Source organism: Staphylococcus sp. FSL W8-0056 (assembly GCF_037963075.1).
Lineage (GTDB): Bacteria > Bacillota > Bacilli > Staphylococcales > Staphylococcaceae > Staphylococcus > Staphylococcus aureus.
The window spans coordinates 2,297,971-2,317,814 of the sequence record NZ_CP150142.1 but is presented as its reverse complement, the minus strand read 5'-3'; the positions used below and the strand labels follow the sequence as shown (position 1 = coordinate 2,317,814).

General features: G+C 34.6%; 16 protein-coding genes. 11 read left to right on the top strand and 5 right to left on the bottom strand.

What is annotated here, in order from left to right; translation table 11 throughout:
* The first annotated feature begins 19 nt into the window (after positions 1-19).
* The 4 genes from crtM (at position 20) to NSS86_RS11775 (ending at position 5,006) form a co-directional block, all read left to right on the top strand.
* Positions 20-883 carry a 4,4'-diapophytoene synthase CrtM gene (gene crtM / locus NSS86_RS11790; RefSeq protein ID WP_000178308.1) on the top strand — a complete coding sequence of 288 codons (864 nt, stop codon included), beginning with the start codon at positions 20-22 and terminating at the stop codon, positions 881-883.
* A gap of 11 nt (positions 884-894) precedes the next feature.
* Entirely contained in the window at positions 895-2,403 is a 1,509-nt protein-coding gene (locus NSS86_RS11785) for an NAD(P)/FAD-dependent oxidoreductase (RefSeq protein ID WP_000686168.1), read from the top strand.
* 427 nt (positions 2,404-2,830) lie between these two features.
* Entirely contained in the window at positions 2,831-3,985 is a 1,155-nt protein-coding gene (locus NSS86_RS11780) for an aminotransferase class I/II-fold pyridoxal phosphate-dependent enzyme (protein ID WP_000625061.1), read from the top strand.
* A 22-nt stretch (positions 3,986-4,007) separates the two neighbouring features.
* Positions 4,008-5,006 (top strand): D-lactate dehydrogenase, encoded by a 999-nt coding sequence (locus NSS86_RS11775; protein WP_000161368.1) that lies wholly within the window; start codon positions 4,008-4,010, stop codon positions 5,004-5,006.
* Between the two features lie 90 nt (positions 5,007-5,096).
* Here the strand turns inward: NSS86_RS11775 and copZ are convergent, their stop codons facing one another.
* The 3 genes from copZ to cwrA all read right to left on the bottom strand — a co-directional run bounded on the left by copZ (position 5,097) and on the right by cwrA (position 8,553).
* Positions 5,097-5,303, bottom strand: coding sequence for a copper chaperone CopZ (copZ, locus tag NSS86_RS11770; protein ID WP_000076661.1), 207 nt, complete (start codon positions 5,301-5,303; stop codon positions 5,097-5,099).
* A 410-nt stretch (positions 5,304-5,713) separates the two neighbouring features.
* A complete protein-coding gene (locus tag NSS86_RS11765; protein ID WP_000024139.1) occupies positions 5,714-8,122 on the bottom strand; it encodes a heavy metal translocating P-type ATPase in 2,409 nt (802 codons plus the stop codon).
* A 239-nt stretch (positions 8,123-8,361) separates the two neighbouring features.
* Positions 8,362-8,553, bottom strand: coding sequence for a cell wall inhibition responsive protein CwrA (gene cwrA, locus NSS86_RS11760; RefSeq protein WP_001221404.1), 192 nt, complete (start codon positions 8,551-8,553; stop codon positions 8,362-8,364).
* 238 nt (positions 8,554-8,791) lie between these two features.
* On the opposite strand from cwrA, the gene NSS86_RS11755 reads away from it, so the two are divergent.
* From NSS86_RS11755 to NSS86_RS11745, 3 genes are all read left to right on the top strand, one after another.
* Positions 8,792-9,391, top strand: a complete 600-nt coding sequence (locus tag NSS86_RS11755; protein WP_000136487.1) for a sugar O-acetyltransferase — start codon at positions 8,792-8,794, stop codon at positions 9,389-9,391.
* Positions 9,392-9,580: 189 nt separating this feature from the next.
* Entirely contained in the window at positions 9,581-11,125 is a 1,545-nt protein-coding gene (gene pruA, locus NSS86_RS11750; protein WP_000259692.1) for an L-glutamate gamma-semialdehyde dehydrogenase, read from the top strand.
* A gap of 111 nt (positions 11,126-11,236) precedes the next feature.
* Positions 11,237-11,404 (top strand): hypothetical protein, encoded by a 168-nt coding sequence (locus NSS86_RS11745; RefSeq protein WP_001791990.1) that lies wholly within the window; start codon positions 11,237-11,239, stop codon positions 11,402-11,404.
* A 76-nt stretch (positions 11,405-11,480) separates the two neighbouring features.
* Here NSS86_RS11745 and farR read toward each other — a convergent pair whose 3' ends face one another.
* Positions 11,481-12,029 carry a fatty acid efflux pump transcriptional regulator FarR gene (gene farR / locus NSS86_RS11740; RefSeq protein ID WP_000665238.1) on the bottom strand — a complete coding sequence of 183 codons (549 nt, stop codon included), beginning with the start codon at positions 12,027-12,029 and terminating at the stop codon, positions 11,481-11,483.
* Positions 12,030-12,173: 144 nt separating this feature from the next.
* Here farR and farE point away from each other — a divergent pair, with 144 nt between their 5' ends.
* The 4 genes from farE (at position 12,174) to NSS86_RS11720 (ending at position 17,295) form a co-directional block, all read left to right on the top strand.
* The gene (gene farE, locus NSS86_RS11735) at positions 12,174-14,663 is read left to right on the top strand and encodes a fatty acid efflux MMPL transporter FarE (protein WP_001051420.1); all 2,490 of its coding nucleotides are present in this window, start codon (positions 12,174-12,176) and stop codon (positions 14,661-14,663) included.
* A 215-nt stretch (positions 14,664-14,878) separates the two neighbouring features.
* Positions 14,879-15,106, top strand: a complete 228-nt coding sequence (locus NSS86_RS11730) for a ferrous iron transport protein A (RefSeq protein ID WP_000932073.1) — start codon at positions 14,879-14,881, stop codon at positions 15,104-15,106.
* 11 nt (positions 15,107-15,117) lie between these two features.
* Positions 15,118-17,112: a ferrous iron transport protein B gene (gene feoB / locus NSS86_RS11725; RefSeq protein WP_000432915.1), complete on the top strand. Its 1,995-nt coding sequence runs from the start codon at positions 15,118-15,120 to the stop codon at positions 17,110-17,112.
* A gap of 12 nt (positions 17,113-17,124) precedes the next feature.
* The gene (locus tag NSS86_RS11720) at positions 17,125-17,295 is read left to right on the top strand and encodes a FeoB-associated Cys-rich membrane protein (protein WP_000111118.1); all 171 of its coding nucleotides are present in this window, start codon (positions 17,125-17,127) and stop codon (positions 17,293-17,295) included.
* Positions 17,296-17,363: 68 nt separating this feature from the next.
* Here NSS86_RS11720 and clpL read toward each other — a convergent pair whose 3' ends face one another.
* A complete protein-coding gene (gene clpL / locus NSS86_RS11715) occupies positions 17,364-19,469 on the bottom strand; it encodes an ATP-dependent Clp protease ATP-binding subunit ClpL (protein WP_001058993.1) in 2,106 nt (701 codons plus the stop codon).
* Positions 19,470-19,844: the final 375 nt, after the last annotated feature.

The window sequence follows — 19,844 nt, the reverse complement described above, 5'->3', positions numbered from 1 at the left end:
TCAATATAGGAGGACTAGTATGACAATGATGGATATGAATTTTAAATATTGTCATAAAATCATGAAGAAACATTCAAAAAGCTTTTCTTACGCTTTTGACTTGTTACCAGAAGATCAAAGAAAAGCGGTTTGGGCAATTTATGCTGTGTGTCGTAAAATTGATGACAGTATAGATGTTTATGGCGATATTCAATTTTTAAATCAAATAAAAGAAGATATACAATCTATTGAAAAATACCCATATGAACATCATCACTTTCAAAGTGATCGTAGAATCATGATGGCGCTTCAGCATGTTGCACAACATAAAAATATCGCCTTTCAATCTTTTTATAATCTCATTGATACTGTATATAAAGATCAACATTTTACAATGTTTGAAACGGACGCTGAATTATTCGGATATTGTTATGGTGTTGCTGGTACAGTAGGTGAAGTATTGACGCCGATTTTAAGTGATCATGAAACACATCAGACATACGATGTCGCAAGAAGACTTGGTGAATCGTTGCAATTGATTAATATATTAAGAGATGTCGGTGAAGATTTTGACAATGAACGGGTATATTTTAGTAAGCAACGATTAAAGCAATATGAAGTTGATATTGCTGAAGTGTACCAAAATGGTGTTAATAATCATTATATTGACTTATGGGAATATTATGCAGCTATCGCAGAAAAAGATTTTCAAGATGTTATGGATCAAATCAAAGTATTTAGTATTGAAGCACAACCAATCATAGAATTAGCAGCACGTATATATATTGAAATACTGGACGAAGTGAGACAGGCTAACTATACATTACATGAACGTGTTTTTGTGGATAAGCGGAAAAAGGCAAAGTTGTTTCATGAAATAAATAGTAAATATCATAGAATATAGGTGGTTGAATAATGAAGATTGCAGTAATTGGTGCAGGTGTCACAGGATTAGCAGCGGCAGCCCGTATTGCTTCTCAAGGTCATGAAGTGACGATATTTGAAAAAAATAATAATGTAGGCGGGCGTATGAATCAATTAAAGAAAGACGGCTTTACATTTGATATGGGTCCCACAATTGTCATGATGCCAGATGTTTATAAAGATGTTTTTACAGCGTGTGGTAAAAATTATGAAGATTATATTGAATTGAGACAATTACGTTATATTTACGATGTGTATTTTGACCACGATGATCGTATAACGGTGCCTACAGATTTAGCTGAATTACAGCAAATGCTAGAAAGTATAGAACCTGGTTCAACGCATGGTTTTATGTCCTTTTTAACGGATGTTTATAAAAAATATGAAATTGCACGTCGCTATTTCTTAGAAAGAACGTATCGCAAACCGAGTGACTTTTATAATATGACGTCACTTGTGCAAGGTGCTAAGTTAAAAACGTTAAATCATGCAGATCAGCTAATTGAACATTATATTGATAACGAAAAGATACAAAAGCTTTTAGCGTTTCAAACGTTATACATAGGAATTGATCCAAAACGAGGCCCGTCACTATATTCAATTATTCCTATGATTGAAATGATGTTTGGTGTGCATTTTATTAAAGGCGGTATGTATGGTATGGCTCAAGGGCTAGCGCAATTAAATAAAGACTTAGGCGTTAATATTGAACTAAATGCTGAAATTGAGCAAATTATTATTGATCCTAAATTCAAACGGGCCGATGCGATAAAAGTGAATGGTGACATAAGAAAATTTGATAAAATTTTATGTACGGCTGATTTCCCTAGTGTTGCGGAATCATTAATGCCAGATTTTGCACCTATTAAAAAGTATCCACCACATAAAATTGCAGACTTAGATTACTCTTGTTCAGCATTTTTAATGTATATCGGTATAGATATTGATGTGACAGATCAAGTGAGACTTCATAATGTTATTTTTTCAGATGACTTTAGAGGCAATATTGAAGAAATATTTGAGGGACGTTTATCATATGATCCTTCTATTTATGTGTATGTACCAGCGGTCGCTGATAAATCACTTGCGCCAGAAGGCAAAACTGGTATTTATGTGCTAATGCCGACGCCGGAACTTAAAACAGGTAGCGGAATCGATTGGTCAGATGAAGCTTTGACGCAACAAATAAAGGAAATTATTTATCGTAAATTAGCAACAATTGAAGTATTTGAAGATATAAAATCGCATATTGTTTCAGAAACAATCTTTACGCCAAATGATTTTGAGCAAACGTATCATGCGAAATTTGGTTCGGCATTCGGTTTAATGCCAACTTTAGCGCAAAGTAATTATTATCGTCCACAAAATGTATCGCGAGATTATAAAGATTTATATTTTGCAGGTGCAAGTACGCACCCAGGTGCAGGCGTTCCTATTGTCTTAACAAGTGCGAAAATAACTGTAGACGAAATGATTAAAGATATTGAGCGGGGCGTATAAGGGAGTAGTCTAAGAGAAAGATGTGAGAAAAGTATAAGGGGAAAGTAAAAGGCATAGTGAAATAAGTATGTTCTAAAGAAGTTTTATTTAACAATGAATAGGCGCCTGTTAAGGTTCACGTTTGAATACGTACCTTGAGGGGCGTTATACTTTATATAAGCATATCTAACTGGTTGCGCATGCGGATATGCATGACAGTTAAATCATAACGATTGAGTGCATATTAATCTGAAAATTCCTAATATTGACAATAATAATGTACCTACCTAAAATGAAAATAAATTCATTCAATACAACGTGTGTCATAAGTTCTGTTGAACATAACGGTGAATGGCGATGTCATTGTAACCATCTAAATGAGAGTGATACAAGTTGTTAGGATTATGATAGTCGCCCAGGCTATGTTTAATGATAGAGGAGGAATTTGATGATCTCTAACAAATTAGCAAATATCCCTGATAGTTATTTCGGGAAAACGATGGGACGTAAAATCGAACATGGACCATTGCCATTAATTAATATGGCAGTTGGGATCCCTGATGGGCCCACGCCACAAGGTATTATTGATCATTTTCAAAAAGCACTAACTATTCCTGAAAATCAAAAATATGGTGCTTTTCATGGTAAAGAAGCGTTCAAGCAAGCTATTGTAGATTTTTATCAAAGACAATATAATGTGACGTTAGATAAAGAAGATGAAGTATGCATTTTATATGGTACAAAAAATGGATTAGTGGCAGTACCAACATGTGTTATCAATCCAGGAGACTATGTATTACTACCTGATCCAGGCTACACGGACTATTTAGCAGGTGTACTTTTAGCTGATGGCAAGCCAGTTCCGCTTAATTTAGAACCGCCACATTATTTGCCAGATTGGTCCACAGTTGATTCACAAATAATAGATAAAACAAAACTCATTTATTTAACGTATCCAAATAATCCAACTGGATCGACAGCTACGAAAGAAGTTTTTGATGAAGCGATAGCTAAATTTAAAGGTACAGACACTAAAATCGTGCATGATTTTGCTTATGGTGCTTTCGGTTTCGACGCTAAAAATCCTAGTATACTTGCTTCGGAAAATGGGAAAGATGTTGCGATTGAAATTTATTCCTTGTCTAAAGGTTATAACATGTCAGGTTTTAGAGTCGGTTTTGCAGTTGGTAATAAAGATATGATTCAAGCTTTGAAAAAGTACCAAACGCACACAAATGCTGGGATGTTTGGTGCATTACAAGATGCCGCAATATATGCTTTGAATCATTATGATGATTTTTTAGAAGAACAAAGCAATGTATTTAAAACACGTCGTGACCGATTCGAAGCCATGCTTGCAAAAGCTGATTTGCCATTTGTTCATGCTAAAGGTGGCATATATGTATGGTTGGAAACACCGCCTGGTTATGACAGCGAGCAATTTGAGCAATTTTTAGTGCAAGAGAAGTCAATACTTGTTGCTCCAGGGAAACCATTTGGAGAGAATGGTAATCGTTATGTGAGAATTTCATTGGCGTTAGATGACCAGAAATTAGACGAAGCTGCAATAAGATTAACAGAACTAGCATATTTATATGAATAATAAAGTTAAGGGTGATGTTAAAATGACAAAAATTAAAATCATGAGTGTACGTGATGAAGATATGCCTTATATCAAGGCGTGGGCAGAGAAACATCATGTTGAGGTAGATATTACTAAAGAAGCATTAACTGATGACAATGTTGAAGGTGTCGCTGGTTATGATGGCTTATCGCTATCACAACAAATACCATTATCAGAGCATGTTTATAAACGATTAAATGAACTAGGTATTAAACAAATCGCACAACGTAGTGCTGGATTTGATACATATGATTTGGAGTTAGCAAACAAGTATAACTTGATTGTGTCAAATGTGCCGTCATACTCTCCGAATTCAATTGCGGAGTTTGCTGTGAACCAGGCTATTAATGTGGTTCGTCATTTTAATCAAATTCAAACGAAAGTGCGGGAGCATGATTTTAGATGGGAACCTACTATTTTATCGAAATCCATTAAAGATTTAAAAGTAGCTGTTATTGGTACAGGTCGAATTGGCCGTGTAGTAGCCGATATATTTGCCAATGGTTATCAAAGTGATGTGGTCGCATACGACCCGTTTCCTAATGCTAAAATTGCAACGTATGTCGATTACAAAGATACGATTGAGGAAGCGGTTGAAGGTGCTGATATCGTGACATTACATGTACCTGCAACGAAATATAATCATTATCTATTTAATGCTGAATTATTTAAACATTTTAAAAAGGGCGCAGTATTTGTCAATTGTGCGAGAGGTTCTTTAGTAGATACTAAGGCGTTATTAGACGCATTAGACAATGGTGTGATTAAAGGTGCAGCACTTGATACGTATGAATTTGAACGCAAACTTTTCCCAAGTGATCAAAGGGGCAAAACACCGAACGATCCATTGTTAGAATCGTTGATTGACAGGGAAGATGTCATATTAACACCACATATTGCGTTTTATACTGAAGCTGCAGTTAAAAATCTAATTGTCGATGCATTAGATGCAACATTAGATGTATTGCAGACTGGAGATGCTAGGTTACGAGTAAATTAAAAATCGAACTGATGAGATAATTTGGATTGTTGGGATTCTCATCAGTTCGATTTTTTTAATTTGGTGTTGATGACGTTGAATATTGCCTAATTAAACGACATCGTAACCTTGATCTTCAATTGCGTCTTTCATTTGAGATACAGCAACTTTACTGTCATCATATTGAACACTTACTTGACCATTTTCAAGGTTAACGTCAGCTGAAGTGACACCGTCAATATTATTTAATGCAGATTCAACAGCACTTTTGCAGTGACCACAGCTCATACCTTCAACATTTAAAATTTCTTGTGACATAGCATTCACCTCCTTTTAGGGAGTGGGACAGAAATGATATTTTCGTAAAATTTATTTCGTCGTCCCACCCCGGCAAAGTTGACTAGAATTGAAAAAAGCTTGTTACAAGCGCATTTTCGTTCAGTCAACTACTGCCATTATAACTTTGTAGAGCATAGAACATTGATTTATGTCTCAGGCTCTTATGCAGTTGGAGCGAAGATCCAACTGTAAACCATAGTGTACTTATTATTTATAATAATGATGGAACCTAATAGGCGAAGCTATTAGGTAAGATACACTAATTCGCTAAGCGAAAAGTGTAACTATATATGCAGTTGGAGCGAAGACCCAACTGTAAACCGCGACATTATAGAGCCAATCACTAGCCTATCTCAGAATCACCAACGAATCCTTCATTATTAAGGAATCTAGGCATCTTTACGGCGTGGTTCTAATCGCATCTTTTTCAATCTAAGTGCGTTTGTGACAACACTTACTGAACTTAGTGCCATTGCAGCACCAGCAACCCATGGCGCAAGTAAGCCCAATGCAGCTATAGGGATACCGGCAATATTATAGCCGAATGCCCAAAATAGATTTTGACGAATATTACGAATGGTTGCTTTACTTGCATAAATGGCTTTAGGAATAAGCATCAAGTCGCCACCAAGAATAGTAATATCAGCTGCTTCAATGGCAACTTCTGTACCTGTACCAATGGCGATACCGATATCAGCTTTAACTAATGCAGGTGCATCATTTACACCGTCACCAACCATCGCAACCTTCTTACCTTGTTGCTGTAGTTTCGCAATTTGTGCAGCTTTTTCTTCTGGTAAAATATCTGCAATAACAGTATCTATGCCTACTTGTTTTGCAATGGCTTGAGCAGTGTTTTTATTATCGCCAGTTAACATGGCAACTTCAATGCCCATATCATGCAATTGTTTTATAGCATCTTTGGCATGATCTTTGACAGTATCTGCCACTGCGATGATACCAGTTAATGAATAATTAACAGCGATGAGCATAGCAGTTTTACCATCTCGTTCATAATGTGTTAAATCATCAGAAATATGCTTAGGCAAGCTAATATCATTGTCAGCCATTAATTTACGGTTACCAACCAATATATGGTGATGATCAATCGTTGCTTCAATACCATGGCCAGGTACTGCTTTAAATGTTGTTGTCTCAGTTAATGTTAATTGCTTTTCTTTTGCATAATTGACAATGGCTTCTGCCAATGGGTGTTCAGAATCTTTTTCAGCAGTAGCAAGCAGTTGTAGCGTTTGATTGTCACCATGATAATCTGTCACGACTGGACGACCATTTGTAATGGTACCCGTCTTATCTAAAACGATGGTATCAATTTGATGTGTGCGTTCAACAAACTCGCCACCTTTAAATAAAATGCCATTTTCAGCAGCGCGACCAGTACCTACCATAATAGAAGTTGGTGTAGCAAGTCCTAATGCGCATGGACAAGCAATGACAAGAACGGAAATACTCGCAACAAGTGCAGGTTCAAATGTACCTGGTGTAACTAAAGTAATCCACACGATAAATATTAATAGTGCGATACCAACAACGATAGGAACGAAATAACCAGAAATAATATCTGCCAATCGTTGAATCGGCGCTTTAGAACTTTGAGCTTCTTCGACAACTTTAATAATATTTGCCAACGCAGTGTCCCCGCCAACTTTTGTTGCTGTCATAGTAATAGTACCGTTTTTGTTCATCGTTGAACCAATTACAGTATCATCAACATTCTTCTCAACAGGGATAGATTCACCTGTTAACATAGATTCGTCGATGGCAGTCATACCTTTAATAATTTTGCCATCAACAGGTATCTTTTCACCTGGTTTAACGATAAGTGTATCTCCAACATGTACTTCATTTAGAGGAATCATCACTTCATTACCATCTTTTAAAATGCGTGCTTCTTTAGCTTGTAAACTTAATAATTCGCCAAGCGCATTGGTTGTTTGAGACTTCGCTCTAGCTTCTAAATACTTACCGAATAAGATTAAGGTAAGTAGTACGGCGCTTGTTTCAAAGTATAAATGCGGTTGCGTTGTTGAGCCATTTAGCCAACGAACCATTTCATAAATACTGTAAAAATATGCTGCACTTGTACCAACAGCAACAAGTACATCCATATTGGCGCCACCATTTCTTAAGTTTTTATAAGCACCTACATAAAATTGCCATCCAATAATAAATTGTACAGGTGTAGCTAAAATAAATTGGAACCATGGATTCGTAAATAGTGCTGGTATATGCATATTGAAAAGATGCACAAACATTAACATTAATAGTGGTAAAGATAATACTGCTGATATGATAAGCTTAATCAATTTATGTTGTAGCGCTTCAGCTTTGCGTGACGTTTGATCTTTATTGTTATCTTTAATAGACGCGTCATAACCTAATTTTTGAATGCGAGTGACAAGTTTATCAGCATCTGTTTCTTCAGGATAATAGTCAACTTTAGCTTGCTCTGTTGTTAAATTGACCGTTGCATTTTGAACGCCGTTCATTTTATTTAACACTTTTTCAATACGGCTTGAGCATGCAGCACAAGTCATACCTGTAATGTCTAATTCGACAGTTTCTACAGTGACACCGTAACCTAAATGTTGAATCGTATTAATAAATTCTTGGACATCATGTTGATCAGGGTTATACTCAACAGTTGCTTTCTCTGTAGTTAAATTCACTTGGGCATTAACGTCATCAAGTTTATTCAGTTTCTTTTCGATACGATTTGAACATGCGGCACAAGTCATACCAGTGATATCTAATGTTGTTTTTTTCGTATTAGCCACATTATTGCCTCCCTGTGATTCATTGTTACACGTCTAATGTACCCCCTCTAGGTATATAAGTCAATCGTTGCGTTTTACTTTTACCAATTTTAAAAAGAAAAAGAGAGATTGCCGTGCAAACATTGCACAACAATCTCTCTATTTAGCATCTATATAAAAGAAGTCGTAATTAATATTAAAGGATGTATGAATGAAAGGTAAAACTTAAATGACTTCTGGATTTGCAATTCTTAGGTGACTTAAAAGAAATCAGATGGGTTAAATTCTTTCGCATGTAAATTTTTGAAATTATTAAGATGGATGACTTTATCATCATCTTTGTTGTCTGACAACTGACGACTTGTATCGTTTGTCATTTCGTAATCTTGTATCGTTTTAACTAAACCTAGAATGATTAAGATAGCAACTGTGCCTGTAATTAATATTCTCATCGCTATCATACTCCTTTATATTTCTCTTACTCACATTGTACGTTAATAGATTAAAAAATGAATGCGTCTGTAGTATTGAATTTATCTACTACTTTAGCAGTATTTGATGCGAGAATTGTATAGATAAGGGTGATAAGGTCATGATTTCATAATGTTATAGCGTATTAGTTGCATAGGCGAATGTTTATTTGATTAACTTTTAAACAAGTAAATAAGTTATTAGGAGTTGAAAGGTGTAATGACTGAAAAAGAAAAAATGTTAGCAGAAAAATGGTACGATGCAAACTTTGATCAAGACTTAATCAATGAACGTGCACGAGCGAAAGATATTTGCTTTGAATTAAATCATACAAAGCCGAGTGATACAAATAAAAGAAAGGAATTAATCGATCAATTATTTCAAACAACAACAGACAATGTAAGTATTTCGATTCCTTTTGATACAGATTATGGTTGGAACGTTAAACTAGGAAAAAATGTCTATGTAAACACCAATTGTTATTTTATGGATGGTGGACAGATTACAATTGGCGATAATGTTTTTATAGGACCTAATTGTGGATTCTACACAGCAACACATCCACTTAATTTTTATCATAGAAATGAAGGTTATGAAAAAGCCGGACCCATTCATATTGGCAGTAATACTTGGTTTGGCGGTCATGTAGCCGTGTTACCAGGGGTGACGATTGGAGAAGGCAGTGTGATTGGTGCTGGTAGTGTTGTCACTAAAGATATTCCGCCACACAGCTTAGCGGTTGGAAACCCTTGTAAAGTCGTTCGTAAAATTGATAATGACCTACCATCCGAAACATTAAATGACGAAACGATAAAGTAGCAGTTGCGACCCATATAAATTTTAAAAAGTAACCAATCAATTTCAAAATACTTGAGAATAAGTGATAAAGCATAAAAATGAAAGCGATTGCAAAACTAACCTTAATCATAGTAAAATGAGTTTAAATGATGTTATATCATTAAATCAAAGGGTTAAACCACTTTCAAAATTTATAGGGGGTAAGTGTACATGGTAGTAGAATTTAAAAATGAACCTGGTTACGATTTTTCAGTCCAAGAAAATGTGGATATGTTTAAGAAAGCATTGAAAGACGTGGAAAAAGAATTAGGTCAAGACATACCATTAGTGATTAATGGAGAGAAGATTTTCAAAGATGACAAAATTAAATCAATCAATCCTGCAGACACATCACAAGTGATTGCAAATGCATCAAAGGCAACAAAACAAGATGTTGAAGATGCATTTAAAGCAGCAAACGAAGCTTATAAATCTTGGAAAACATGGTCAGCAAATGATCGTGCAGAGCTTATGTTACGTGTTTCGGCAATTATTCGTCGTCGAAAAGCGGAAATTGCAGCAATTATGGTTTATGAAGCAGGTAAGCCATGGGATGAAGCAGTTGGTGATGCAGCTGAAGGTATTGATTTTATTGAATACTATGCACGTTCAATGATGGATTTGGCTCAAGGTAAGCCAGTACTTGATCGTGAAGGTGAACACAATAAATATTTCTATAAATCAATTGGTACAGGTGTTACAATTCCACCGTGGAACTTCCCGTTTGCGATTATGGCTGGTACGACTTTAGCACCAGTTGTTGCAGGTAATACAGTGTTATTGAAACCTGCTGAGGATACACCTTATATCGCTTATAAATTAATGGAAATTTTAGAAGAAGCAGGATTACCAAAAGGCGTAGTTAACTTTGTTCCTGGTGATCCGAAAGAAATTGGTGATTACTTAGTTGATCATAAAGATACGCATTTCGTTACATTTACAGGATCACGTGCGACAGGTACTAGAATTTATGAACGTAGTGCCGTAGTTCAAGAAGGTCAAAACTTCTTGAAACGTGTTATCGCTGAAATGGGTGGTAAAGATGCCATTGTAGTTGATGAAAATATTGATACAGATATGGCGGCAGAAGCTATTGTAACGTCAGCGTTTGGTTTCTCTGGTCAAAAATGTTCTGCATGTTCACGTGCAATTGTGCATAAAGACGTTTATGACGAAGTATTAGAGAAATCAATCAAATTAACAAAAGAATTAACGTTGGGCAATACTGTAGACAATACGTATATGGGCCCAGTTATTAATAAAAAACAATTTGATAAGATTAAAAATTATATTGAGATTGGTAAAGAAGAAGGTAAATTAGAACAAGGTGGCGGCACTGATGATTCAAAAGGTTACTTTGTAGAACCAACAATCATTTCAGGACTTAAATCTAAAGATAGAATCATGCAAGAAGAAATTTTTGGTCCAGTTGTTGGCTTTGTGAAAGTTAACGATTTTGATGAAGCCATTGAGGTTGCAAATGATACAGATTACGGTTTAACTGGTGCAGTGATTACAAATAATCGCGAGCATTGGATTAAAGCGGTAAACGAATTTGATGTAGGTAATTTATACCTTAACAGAGGTTGTACTTCAGCAGTTGTTGGATACCATCCATTTGGTGGTTTCAAAATGTCAGGTACGGACGCTAAAACAGGTAGCCCAGACTACTTATTACACTTCTTAGAACAAAAGGTTGTTTCAGAAATGTTCTAATGCTTCATAATGAACAAGGGCCATCCATTGCGGTTGGCTCTTTTTATTTATAACTTTAAAAATTAAGTAATAGCAACCATATTTTTAGAAAAGGATTATAGGTATAAGAATGTGAGATACGTTATTTCAATAATAATGGGAATTGTATTAGCAATTTGGTCATATAAACAACTGAGTCAAAGTCATTTAGATAGCGGATTTATTTTTTTCTTCATAGTTTATGTGTTGTGTATCAGTTATTTTAATAACGATAAGCACGATAAAAATAAAAAACGATAGTAGTACACGAATTCATTAACGTGTACACTATCGTTTTTATTATGAATGTTGGTAACGCTCATGAGTTTCTCATCTACTATTTAATCTTAATATTGATTAATCTATGGAAAATGTTATCAATATCTTCGCCAGGCCAGTCAATTTTTTCATCTTTTATCCAATGTATAAAACCTTCAATCAACGAGTCATAAATATAAAATATGAGATTATCTGGGATGTCGCTGTCAATATCGATACGGTCTCTATTATTTTTGATATCGTTATGCATAATTTTAATGCAGACATTTTTTAATACTTTATTAAATTCAGCGTCTTCTTCTTGGAATTCTGCGATTTCTCTCAAATCCTCTTTATTATTAATCGTATCACTCATCGTTTGGAATGGATGATTAAGACGGTCACTGATATCTCTAGCAAAGTAGTCTTTAGTCAATTGATTGAACAAATACTCTAGAAGATCATATTTATCATAAAAATGTTTATAAAATGTTGTGCGGTGTACGAGTGCATTGTCGCAAATTTGATTGACAGTAATCGTTTGGAATAATTGCTGTTCTAACAATTGTAGCAAGCTACTCGACAATGCTTTTTTTGTCTTTATAACTCGTAAATCAGTCTCTTTCATCTACATTTCTCCTTTGTGTGTAGTTTAATATACAAAATTTTCCAATTGATTCTTTAAGAGGTCGGGGATAGATACTATAATCGAACAATAATCTACACTGTATATTTAAACTATAACGTTGATTTTAAAAGGAGGCAATATACTTTGGCAAAATTTTTATATAAGATGGGGACATTCATCGCAAAACATAAATGGTCCGCGGTCATTGCATGGATAGTGATTGTAGCTGCAATATTGATACCACTTGCTACAAATGCACCGAAATTTGACAATGATATTAAAATGACAGGATTAGAGTCGTTAGATACGAATAAAAAGATTGAAAAACATTTTAATCAAGATAGTGAAAAGGCACAAATACGTGTTGTCTTTAAGACGACTAAAGATGATGGTATTGTGCAACCGAACATTACAGAAGACATTAAGAAAACATTAGAGGATATAAAAAAAGATGACAAGCACATTGATAAAATATCAGATCCATATGAAAATAAGCAAATTAGTAAAGATAAAACAACTGCATTTGCAGATATCACATATGACGTTAGTCAAACATCTTTAAAAGATGGCTCTAGAGATAATGTTAAAAGTCATTTGAAAGACTTACGTGACAATCATAATGTACAAACAGAGTTAACTGGTACAGGAATGACATCTACAGAAGTAGGCGGTAATTCTGAACTAGTTGGTATTATTGTTGCATTTGTTGTACTGTTAATCACATTCGGTTCAGTCATTGCTGCAGGATTACCAATTATAAGTGCATTGATTGGTCTAGCCTCTGGTGTAGGTATTATCAGTTTGTTAACTTATGCATTTGATATACCAAATGTCACATTGACATTAGCCGTAATGATTGGACTAGCAGTTGGTATCGATTATGCTTTGTTTATTTTATTCAGGTATCGACAAGTTATGAAAACTGAAACAGATTACATTAAAGGCATTGGTCTTGCAATAGGAACAGCAGGTAGTGCAGTTGTTTTTGCTGGTGTGACAGTTGTGATTGCCGTATGTGGTTTATCGCTAGTTGGCATAGATTTCTTAGCAGTGATGGGGTTTGCTTCGGCAATTAGTGTTATATTTGCTGTATTCAGTGCACTGACTTTATTACCTGCGTTAATTAGTATTTTCCATAAACGCATTAAAGTGAACAAATTGCAGTCTAATTTTAAAAAAGATATTGATACGCCGTGGTCTAAATTTATTACAGGAAATGCACTTGCGGCAGTATTACTAGGTTTAATCATATTAGTAGCAGCTGCAATACCAGTTAGTCATATGCGACTTGGTATTCCAGATGACGGTGTTAAACCAGCAGATTCTACACAGAAAAAAGCTTACGATATAATCTCGGATAAATTTGGTGAAGGATTTAATGGCCAAATTCCGATGTTGATAAATGTTAAAGATAAAAAAGATGATCCACAAGGATTACAACAAGATTTACAGTCTGTATATAAAGATATTAAAGATAAGAAAAATGTAGATATCGTTACGCCGCCACAAATGAGTAAAGATAATGATTATGCTTTGATGGTCGTGATACCTAAGCAAGGGCCTAATGCAGAGAGCACAAATGATTTAGTGCATGATTTACGAGATTATCATAAAGATGCACAAGATAAATATGGGTTCAAAACGGAGATTTCGGGACAAAGTGTCATTAATATTGATATGTCTAAAAAGTTAAATGAGGCGATACCTTTATTTGCAACAGTAATTGTTGTATTGGCATTTTTCTTATTAATGATTGTCTTCCGTTCAATTCTAATACCGTTAAAAGCAGTTTTAGGATTTGTCTTGTCATTAATGGCAACGCTAGGATTTACAACATTAGTAATGCAAGATGGTTTTATGAAAGGTCTGTTTGGTATTGAAACGACAGGACCAATGCTAGCATTTTTACCGGTTATTACTATAGGTATCTTATTTGGATTAGCGATGGATTATGAAGTCTTCCTTATGTCGCGAATTCATGAAGAATATAGTAAAACAGGGGATAATGATTATTCTATCAAAGTAGGATTGAAAGAAAGCGGTCCTGTTATTGTAGCCGCTGCATTAATTATGTTTAGTGTCTTCTTTGCGTTTGTATTCCAAGAAGATGTCATGATTAAATCAATGGGTATGGCATTAGCGTTTGGTGTACTCTTTGATGCCTTCGTAGTCAGAATGATGTTAATTCCTGCATTAACGAAATTGTTTGGAAAAGGTTCGTGGTATTTACCAGCATGGTTGAATCGCATTATTCCACGAGTTGATATTGAAGGACATGCACTTGAAAAATATAAAACGGTTGAATCACAGGAATCTGAAGCCAAAGATAGTAAGGAAACATACGACACAACCTTTAAAGTATATCCACAAGGTGCAACAAATGTATCGAAACATCAAGATGTACATGGGCAAGATGATGCACATTCAATAGTACTAGATGATAAAACGATGGCATTGTACCAAGAAGTGAAACAGCAATCTGCAAGTTCATTGTTCTTATATGATGCTTTAATAGATTATCAAAACAAGCATCAACTAAATTCAAAACAACAAGTAACGAATATAGAACAGTTGAATAAAAATATTGAAAAGCTCAATCAATTGTTAGAAAAAAATCTACGAAATAAATCATAAAATAACATGTACATGCCTCCGCTTTAAATGTCTATCAATGACATTTGAAGCGGAGGTTTTTTGCATGGAAGTGATTATACAAAACATTTTTGCAATGTCGCAAATTTTACATGAAAAATGAAAATTATTTAAATAAAGTATTGCGAGCTACAATTTTAAGGGTTATGATTTTTAAGTGATAATGATTATTATTTCTAATAGGAGAGCGAAATAGTATGTTAAACATTAAAAATGGTGAAATGAATAAGGCTTATAAAATAAAGCGAATGGATATTGCTAATGAGAATATGTTGTATCGTCTAAGTGCCTTTGGGTTAACAGATGACGCTATCATAACGATTAAACAAAAATGTTTATTTAAAGGGCCATGTATTATTGAAGTAAACGGACAACAGTTAAGTATTAGACATTGCGATGCTTGTTCTATTGCATTAGAAGAATAGGAGCCGGACGAATGGAAAATTATTGTATTTTAGGAAATCCTAATGTTGGTAAAACATCTTTGTTTAACGCTTTAACTGGTTCGTATGAATATATAGGCAACTGGAGTGGCGTAACGGTAGAGAAAAAAGTAGGGAAACTTAAAGAAAATGTAGGACAATTAATTGATTTACCAGGTACATATGATTTATCGCCGATTTCTAAAGATGAAACTGTAGTGACAGACTATTTATTAAACGATTCATTTTCAGGAATCATTAACATTGTTGATGCGAGTCAACTAAAAAGAAATGTGCAATTAACAGTACAATTGTTAGAACTTAATCAACCAATATACATCGGATTAAATATGATTGATGTAGCTACAAAGCGCGGGATAAAAATCGATTATCATAAATTGATGAAAAAGTTAAAAACACCTATTTTTCCAGTTGTGGCACGTACAGGCAAAGGAACAAAATATTTACTTGGCGAAATAAAGCATCTAGGGGAAGGGTATCAACCGCATTTTAAAATCAATTATGGTGAGAAGATTGAAGAGACAATTAAAAATATGTGTCAAATAATAATGACAGAGACATCTCATGATAAGTATCAAGCTAGGTTTATTGCGATTCAATTCTTATTAAATAACATGCAAATTGCAAACGAACTTAATTCAGAGGTTGTAAATAAATTGTCGAGTTTACGTGATCAAGTTGCTGAACAAGTAGGGGCTGTATCTGTTCGTCGAGAGATGGAGCGTATACGCAATCATTATATTGAGACGTTATTGCAAGACGTGGTAACGTATCCAGATGAAGATAAGCAATATTTCAGCTCTAGAATAGACAAGATATTAACACATAAATATATAGGGATGCCTATCTTTCTAGCAATTATGTGGTTGATCTTTCAAACTACATTTACATGGATTGGCACACCTTTGTCGGATCAACTCGATGCATTTATAGGTGGTACATTTACAGATAGTGTGAAGACGATTATGAATTATCTAGGGGTTATACCATTTTTACAAGATTTAATTACAGATGGCATTATTGCTGGTGTAGGATCAGTATTAGTCTTTGTACCACAAATTGTTGTGCTCTTTTTCTTTATATCTTTATTAGAAGATTCAGGTTATATGGCACGTATTGCGGTTTTAATGGATCGTATTATGGAATCGTTCGGTTTAAGCGGGAAGTCTTTTATACCAATGATTATCGGATTTGGTTGTAATGTACCGAGTATTATGGCTGCGCGCAGTATTGAAAATGAAAAAGAGCGTTTAACAACGATATTAATTGCACCATTCATGTCATGCTCTGCTAGACTGCCAGTGTATGCGTTGTTCGTAGGTATCTTTTTCAAAGAGAATCAATCTTTAGTAGTATTAAGCCTGTATGTTTTAGGTATTATTATGGCATTTTTAGTCAGTACAGTACTTACTAAGACGATTTTAAAAAATGATAATGCAATCTTTATTGTGGAATTGCCAACATACCGTGTGCCTTCCATTAAAACGTTGTGGCGTAGTACTTGGGAAAAGGCTAAGGGCTTTGTTCGTAAAGCAGGTACATTTATTTTTGGCGGCTCAGTAGTCATTTGGCTATTAAGTTATGTAGGACCACATGGTATCAATGTGAATATCAATCAAAGTTTTTTACATATGGTTGGTAGTTTCTTTGGTATGTTAGTGCAACCGCTCGGATTTGGAACATGGCAAGCAGGTGCTACGTTAGTGCCAGGATTTTTAGCAAAAGAAGTTATCGTAAGTTCGATGGCGATTATCTATTCATCAGGTGATGCAGGCCTTGTTAATGTGATTCAAAATCAATTCACACCGCTATCTGCGTATGCATTTATGATATTTATACTATTGTATATTCCTTGTGTTTCTACAGTGGCAGCAATCCGTAAAGAGACTTATTCATGGAAATGGACGGCACTTGCAGTTGCCTATCCTCTAGTCACTGCATATGTCTTAACATTCATTTTTTATCAAGTCGGACATTTATTTGTTTAAGGAGTGGTTAAAGTGTCAGTCATTATTAACATTTTAATTTTTTTAGCAATTTTCGGATATGCCTTATATACACTAGTAAAATTTTTCAAGCGTTCGAAACAAGGAAAATGTGGTACATGTGACATTAATCGTGATTGTTGTGGAACAGAACAGCACACAGCGAATCATTTTCCAGGGAAATAATTAAAAAAATGAGCACAGGCAAGGGCGACCTGATGCTCATTTTTGATGCGCGATATGTTAAAGTGTCGTTATTTACCTTTTACGACTAATTCGTTATCCTCAACATCTATATCCACATGTTTAACGTCTGTATGATCTAGATAATAATCTGTAATTTTGTCACGTACTTGCTGTTCAACAATACGTCTTAATGGACGTGCACCTAATTCTTCATCATAGCCTTCTTCAATTAACCAATCTTTCGCATCTTGAGAAACGTCCATCGTAATACCTTTTTTATCTAATGTAACTTGTACATCGTCTAATAATAAGTTGACGATATCTTGCAATGCATCTTTATCTAAATGTAAGAATTCAACGATGCCGTTGAAGCGGTTAAGGAATTCAGGGCGGAAGAATTTTTTCATTTCGTGCATAATATCTTTTTCTTCAGCGTCATTGCCATTGCCAAAGCCAGCATTTGATGTACAAATAATAATTGTATTTTTAAAGTTGATGACATTACCTTGACCATCAGTCAAATTACCATCATCCATTACTTGTAATAACAATGTTAAAATTTGTGGATTTGCTTTTTCGATTTCATCAAATAGAATGACTGAGTATGGATTACGGCGTACTTTTTCAGTTAACGTATTTGAATTGTCATCATAACCGACATAACCAGCAGTTGTACCAATCATTTTTGAAACAGCTGTTGTGTCACTATATTCACTCATATCAAGTCGAATAAGTGCATCTTTATTACCAAATAGATCAATTGCTAATTGTTTAGCAAGCTCTGTTTTACCAACACCAGTAGGGCCGACAAATAAGAAACTACCAATTGGACGGTTGCCGTCATCAAACCCAGCGCGATTACGGCGAATTGCACGTGAAACCATTTCTACAGCTTGATCTTGACCTATGATTTTACTTCTTAAACGATTAGAAATATTTTTTAAACGTTCAATATCGTTATCATCCATTTGAGAAACTGGAATGCCAGTTAATCGTTGAATAGTATCTGAAATATCATGAACTGTAGCAACAGCAGTATGTTCACCATTACTGTTTTCTAATTTATCTTGTAATGATTTGATTTCATTTTGAATGTCGTCAGCTTTTTTATATTCTTCAGCACTTACTGCTTTACGTTTATCATTTTCTAATTCAGAAATTCGTTTTTCAGTTTCAACTTTATCGACAGCTGGACTTTGCGCAGATAAATGTGCTGCTGTAATATCTAACACATCGATTGCTTTATCTGGTAATAATCGTTGTGGAATATATTGAATTGATAAGTCAACACATGCTTTTAATACGTCATCTGGTAATTTTACTTGATGGTGTTCTTCGAATTTTTCGCGAATACCTTTTAAAATTTCAACAGTATCTTTAGCGCTTGGTTCATTAACAAGCACTTCATTAAATCTGCGCGTTAATGCAGCATCTTTAAGAATATTGTTTCGATATTCATCTTGTGTTGTTGCACCAATAATAGAAATCTCACCACGACTTAATGCAGGTTTCAAAATATCAGATAACCCTTTGCTACCTGAATCACTTCCTGTGGCACCTGAACCGATAATTTGATGGATTTCATCAAAGAATAGTACGGCATTTTGTGAAGATTTAACACCTTCGATTAATTTTTGAATATTTTCTTCAAAAGCACCACGATATTGCGTTCCAGCTTCTAATGATGAAATATCTACAGAAATAATTTCTTTGTCTTTGATTGCTGCTGGTACATTTCCTTCAACGATTGCCTGTGCTAAACCTTCAACAATCGCAGTTTTACCAACACCAGCTTCTCCAACTAATATAGGATTGTTTTTAGTTCGTCTACTTAAGACTTCAGCAGTTTCTTGAATTTCTTTATCACGACCAATGACTGGATCTAATAAACCGTCACGTGCTTCTTGCGTAAGGTTACGACCAATTTGTTCTAAATAATTGCCGTTGCCACCTTGTTGCCCTTGTTGTCTTTGTGCTGCTTGTTGAAAAGCTTGCGCACTTTGTTCAGCAGATTGATTGCTACCTTGTTGTGTGAGTTGCGCTAGTTCTTCAGGTGAAACTTCTTTACCATTAATATAGTACTTTTTGTTACCGACTTGATTTGAACCTTGCATATCTTGCATCATTCTTCGAAAAATTGAATCAAAGTCGCTATTGAAAAAACCGTTATTCATATAACATCACCTCTAAATTTTTTTGAACTAAACAAAAAAGAAATTACTTTTGAAGCGTTATGCAAACTATATACAATTGCAATTGTACTTTTCCACTAATAATAGGTGATAAAACAGAATATTTTTAAAACTTTATGAATATTGTGTGTTATTTTTAATAAGTAATTATAGGTTTAATAAAATATTAAGGATCCATTGCATTTTCAATATTTTAATTTAAGATTTGGTTTACAAAGTAATAGGTTAGCACGTGTAGTAAGTTATGTAACTGTATATTGCAGCAAAGGGATAGCTGGTATTACGTGTTTATATACGTAATTGACGACTTATTTATTTTTAAAAAATGTGAACATGAATATTTTCTAATTTAACAAT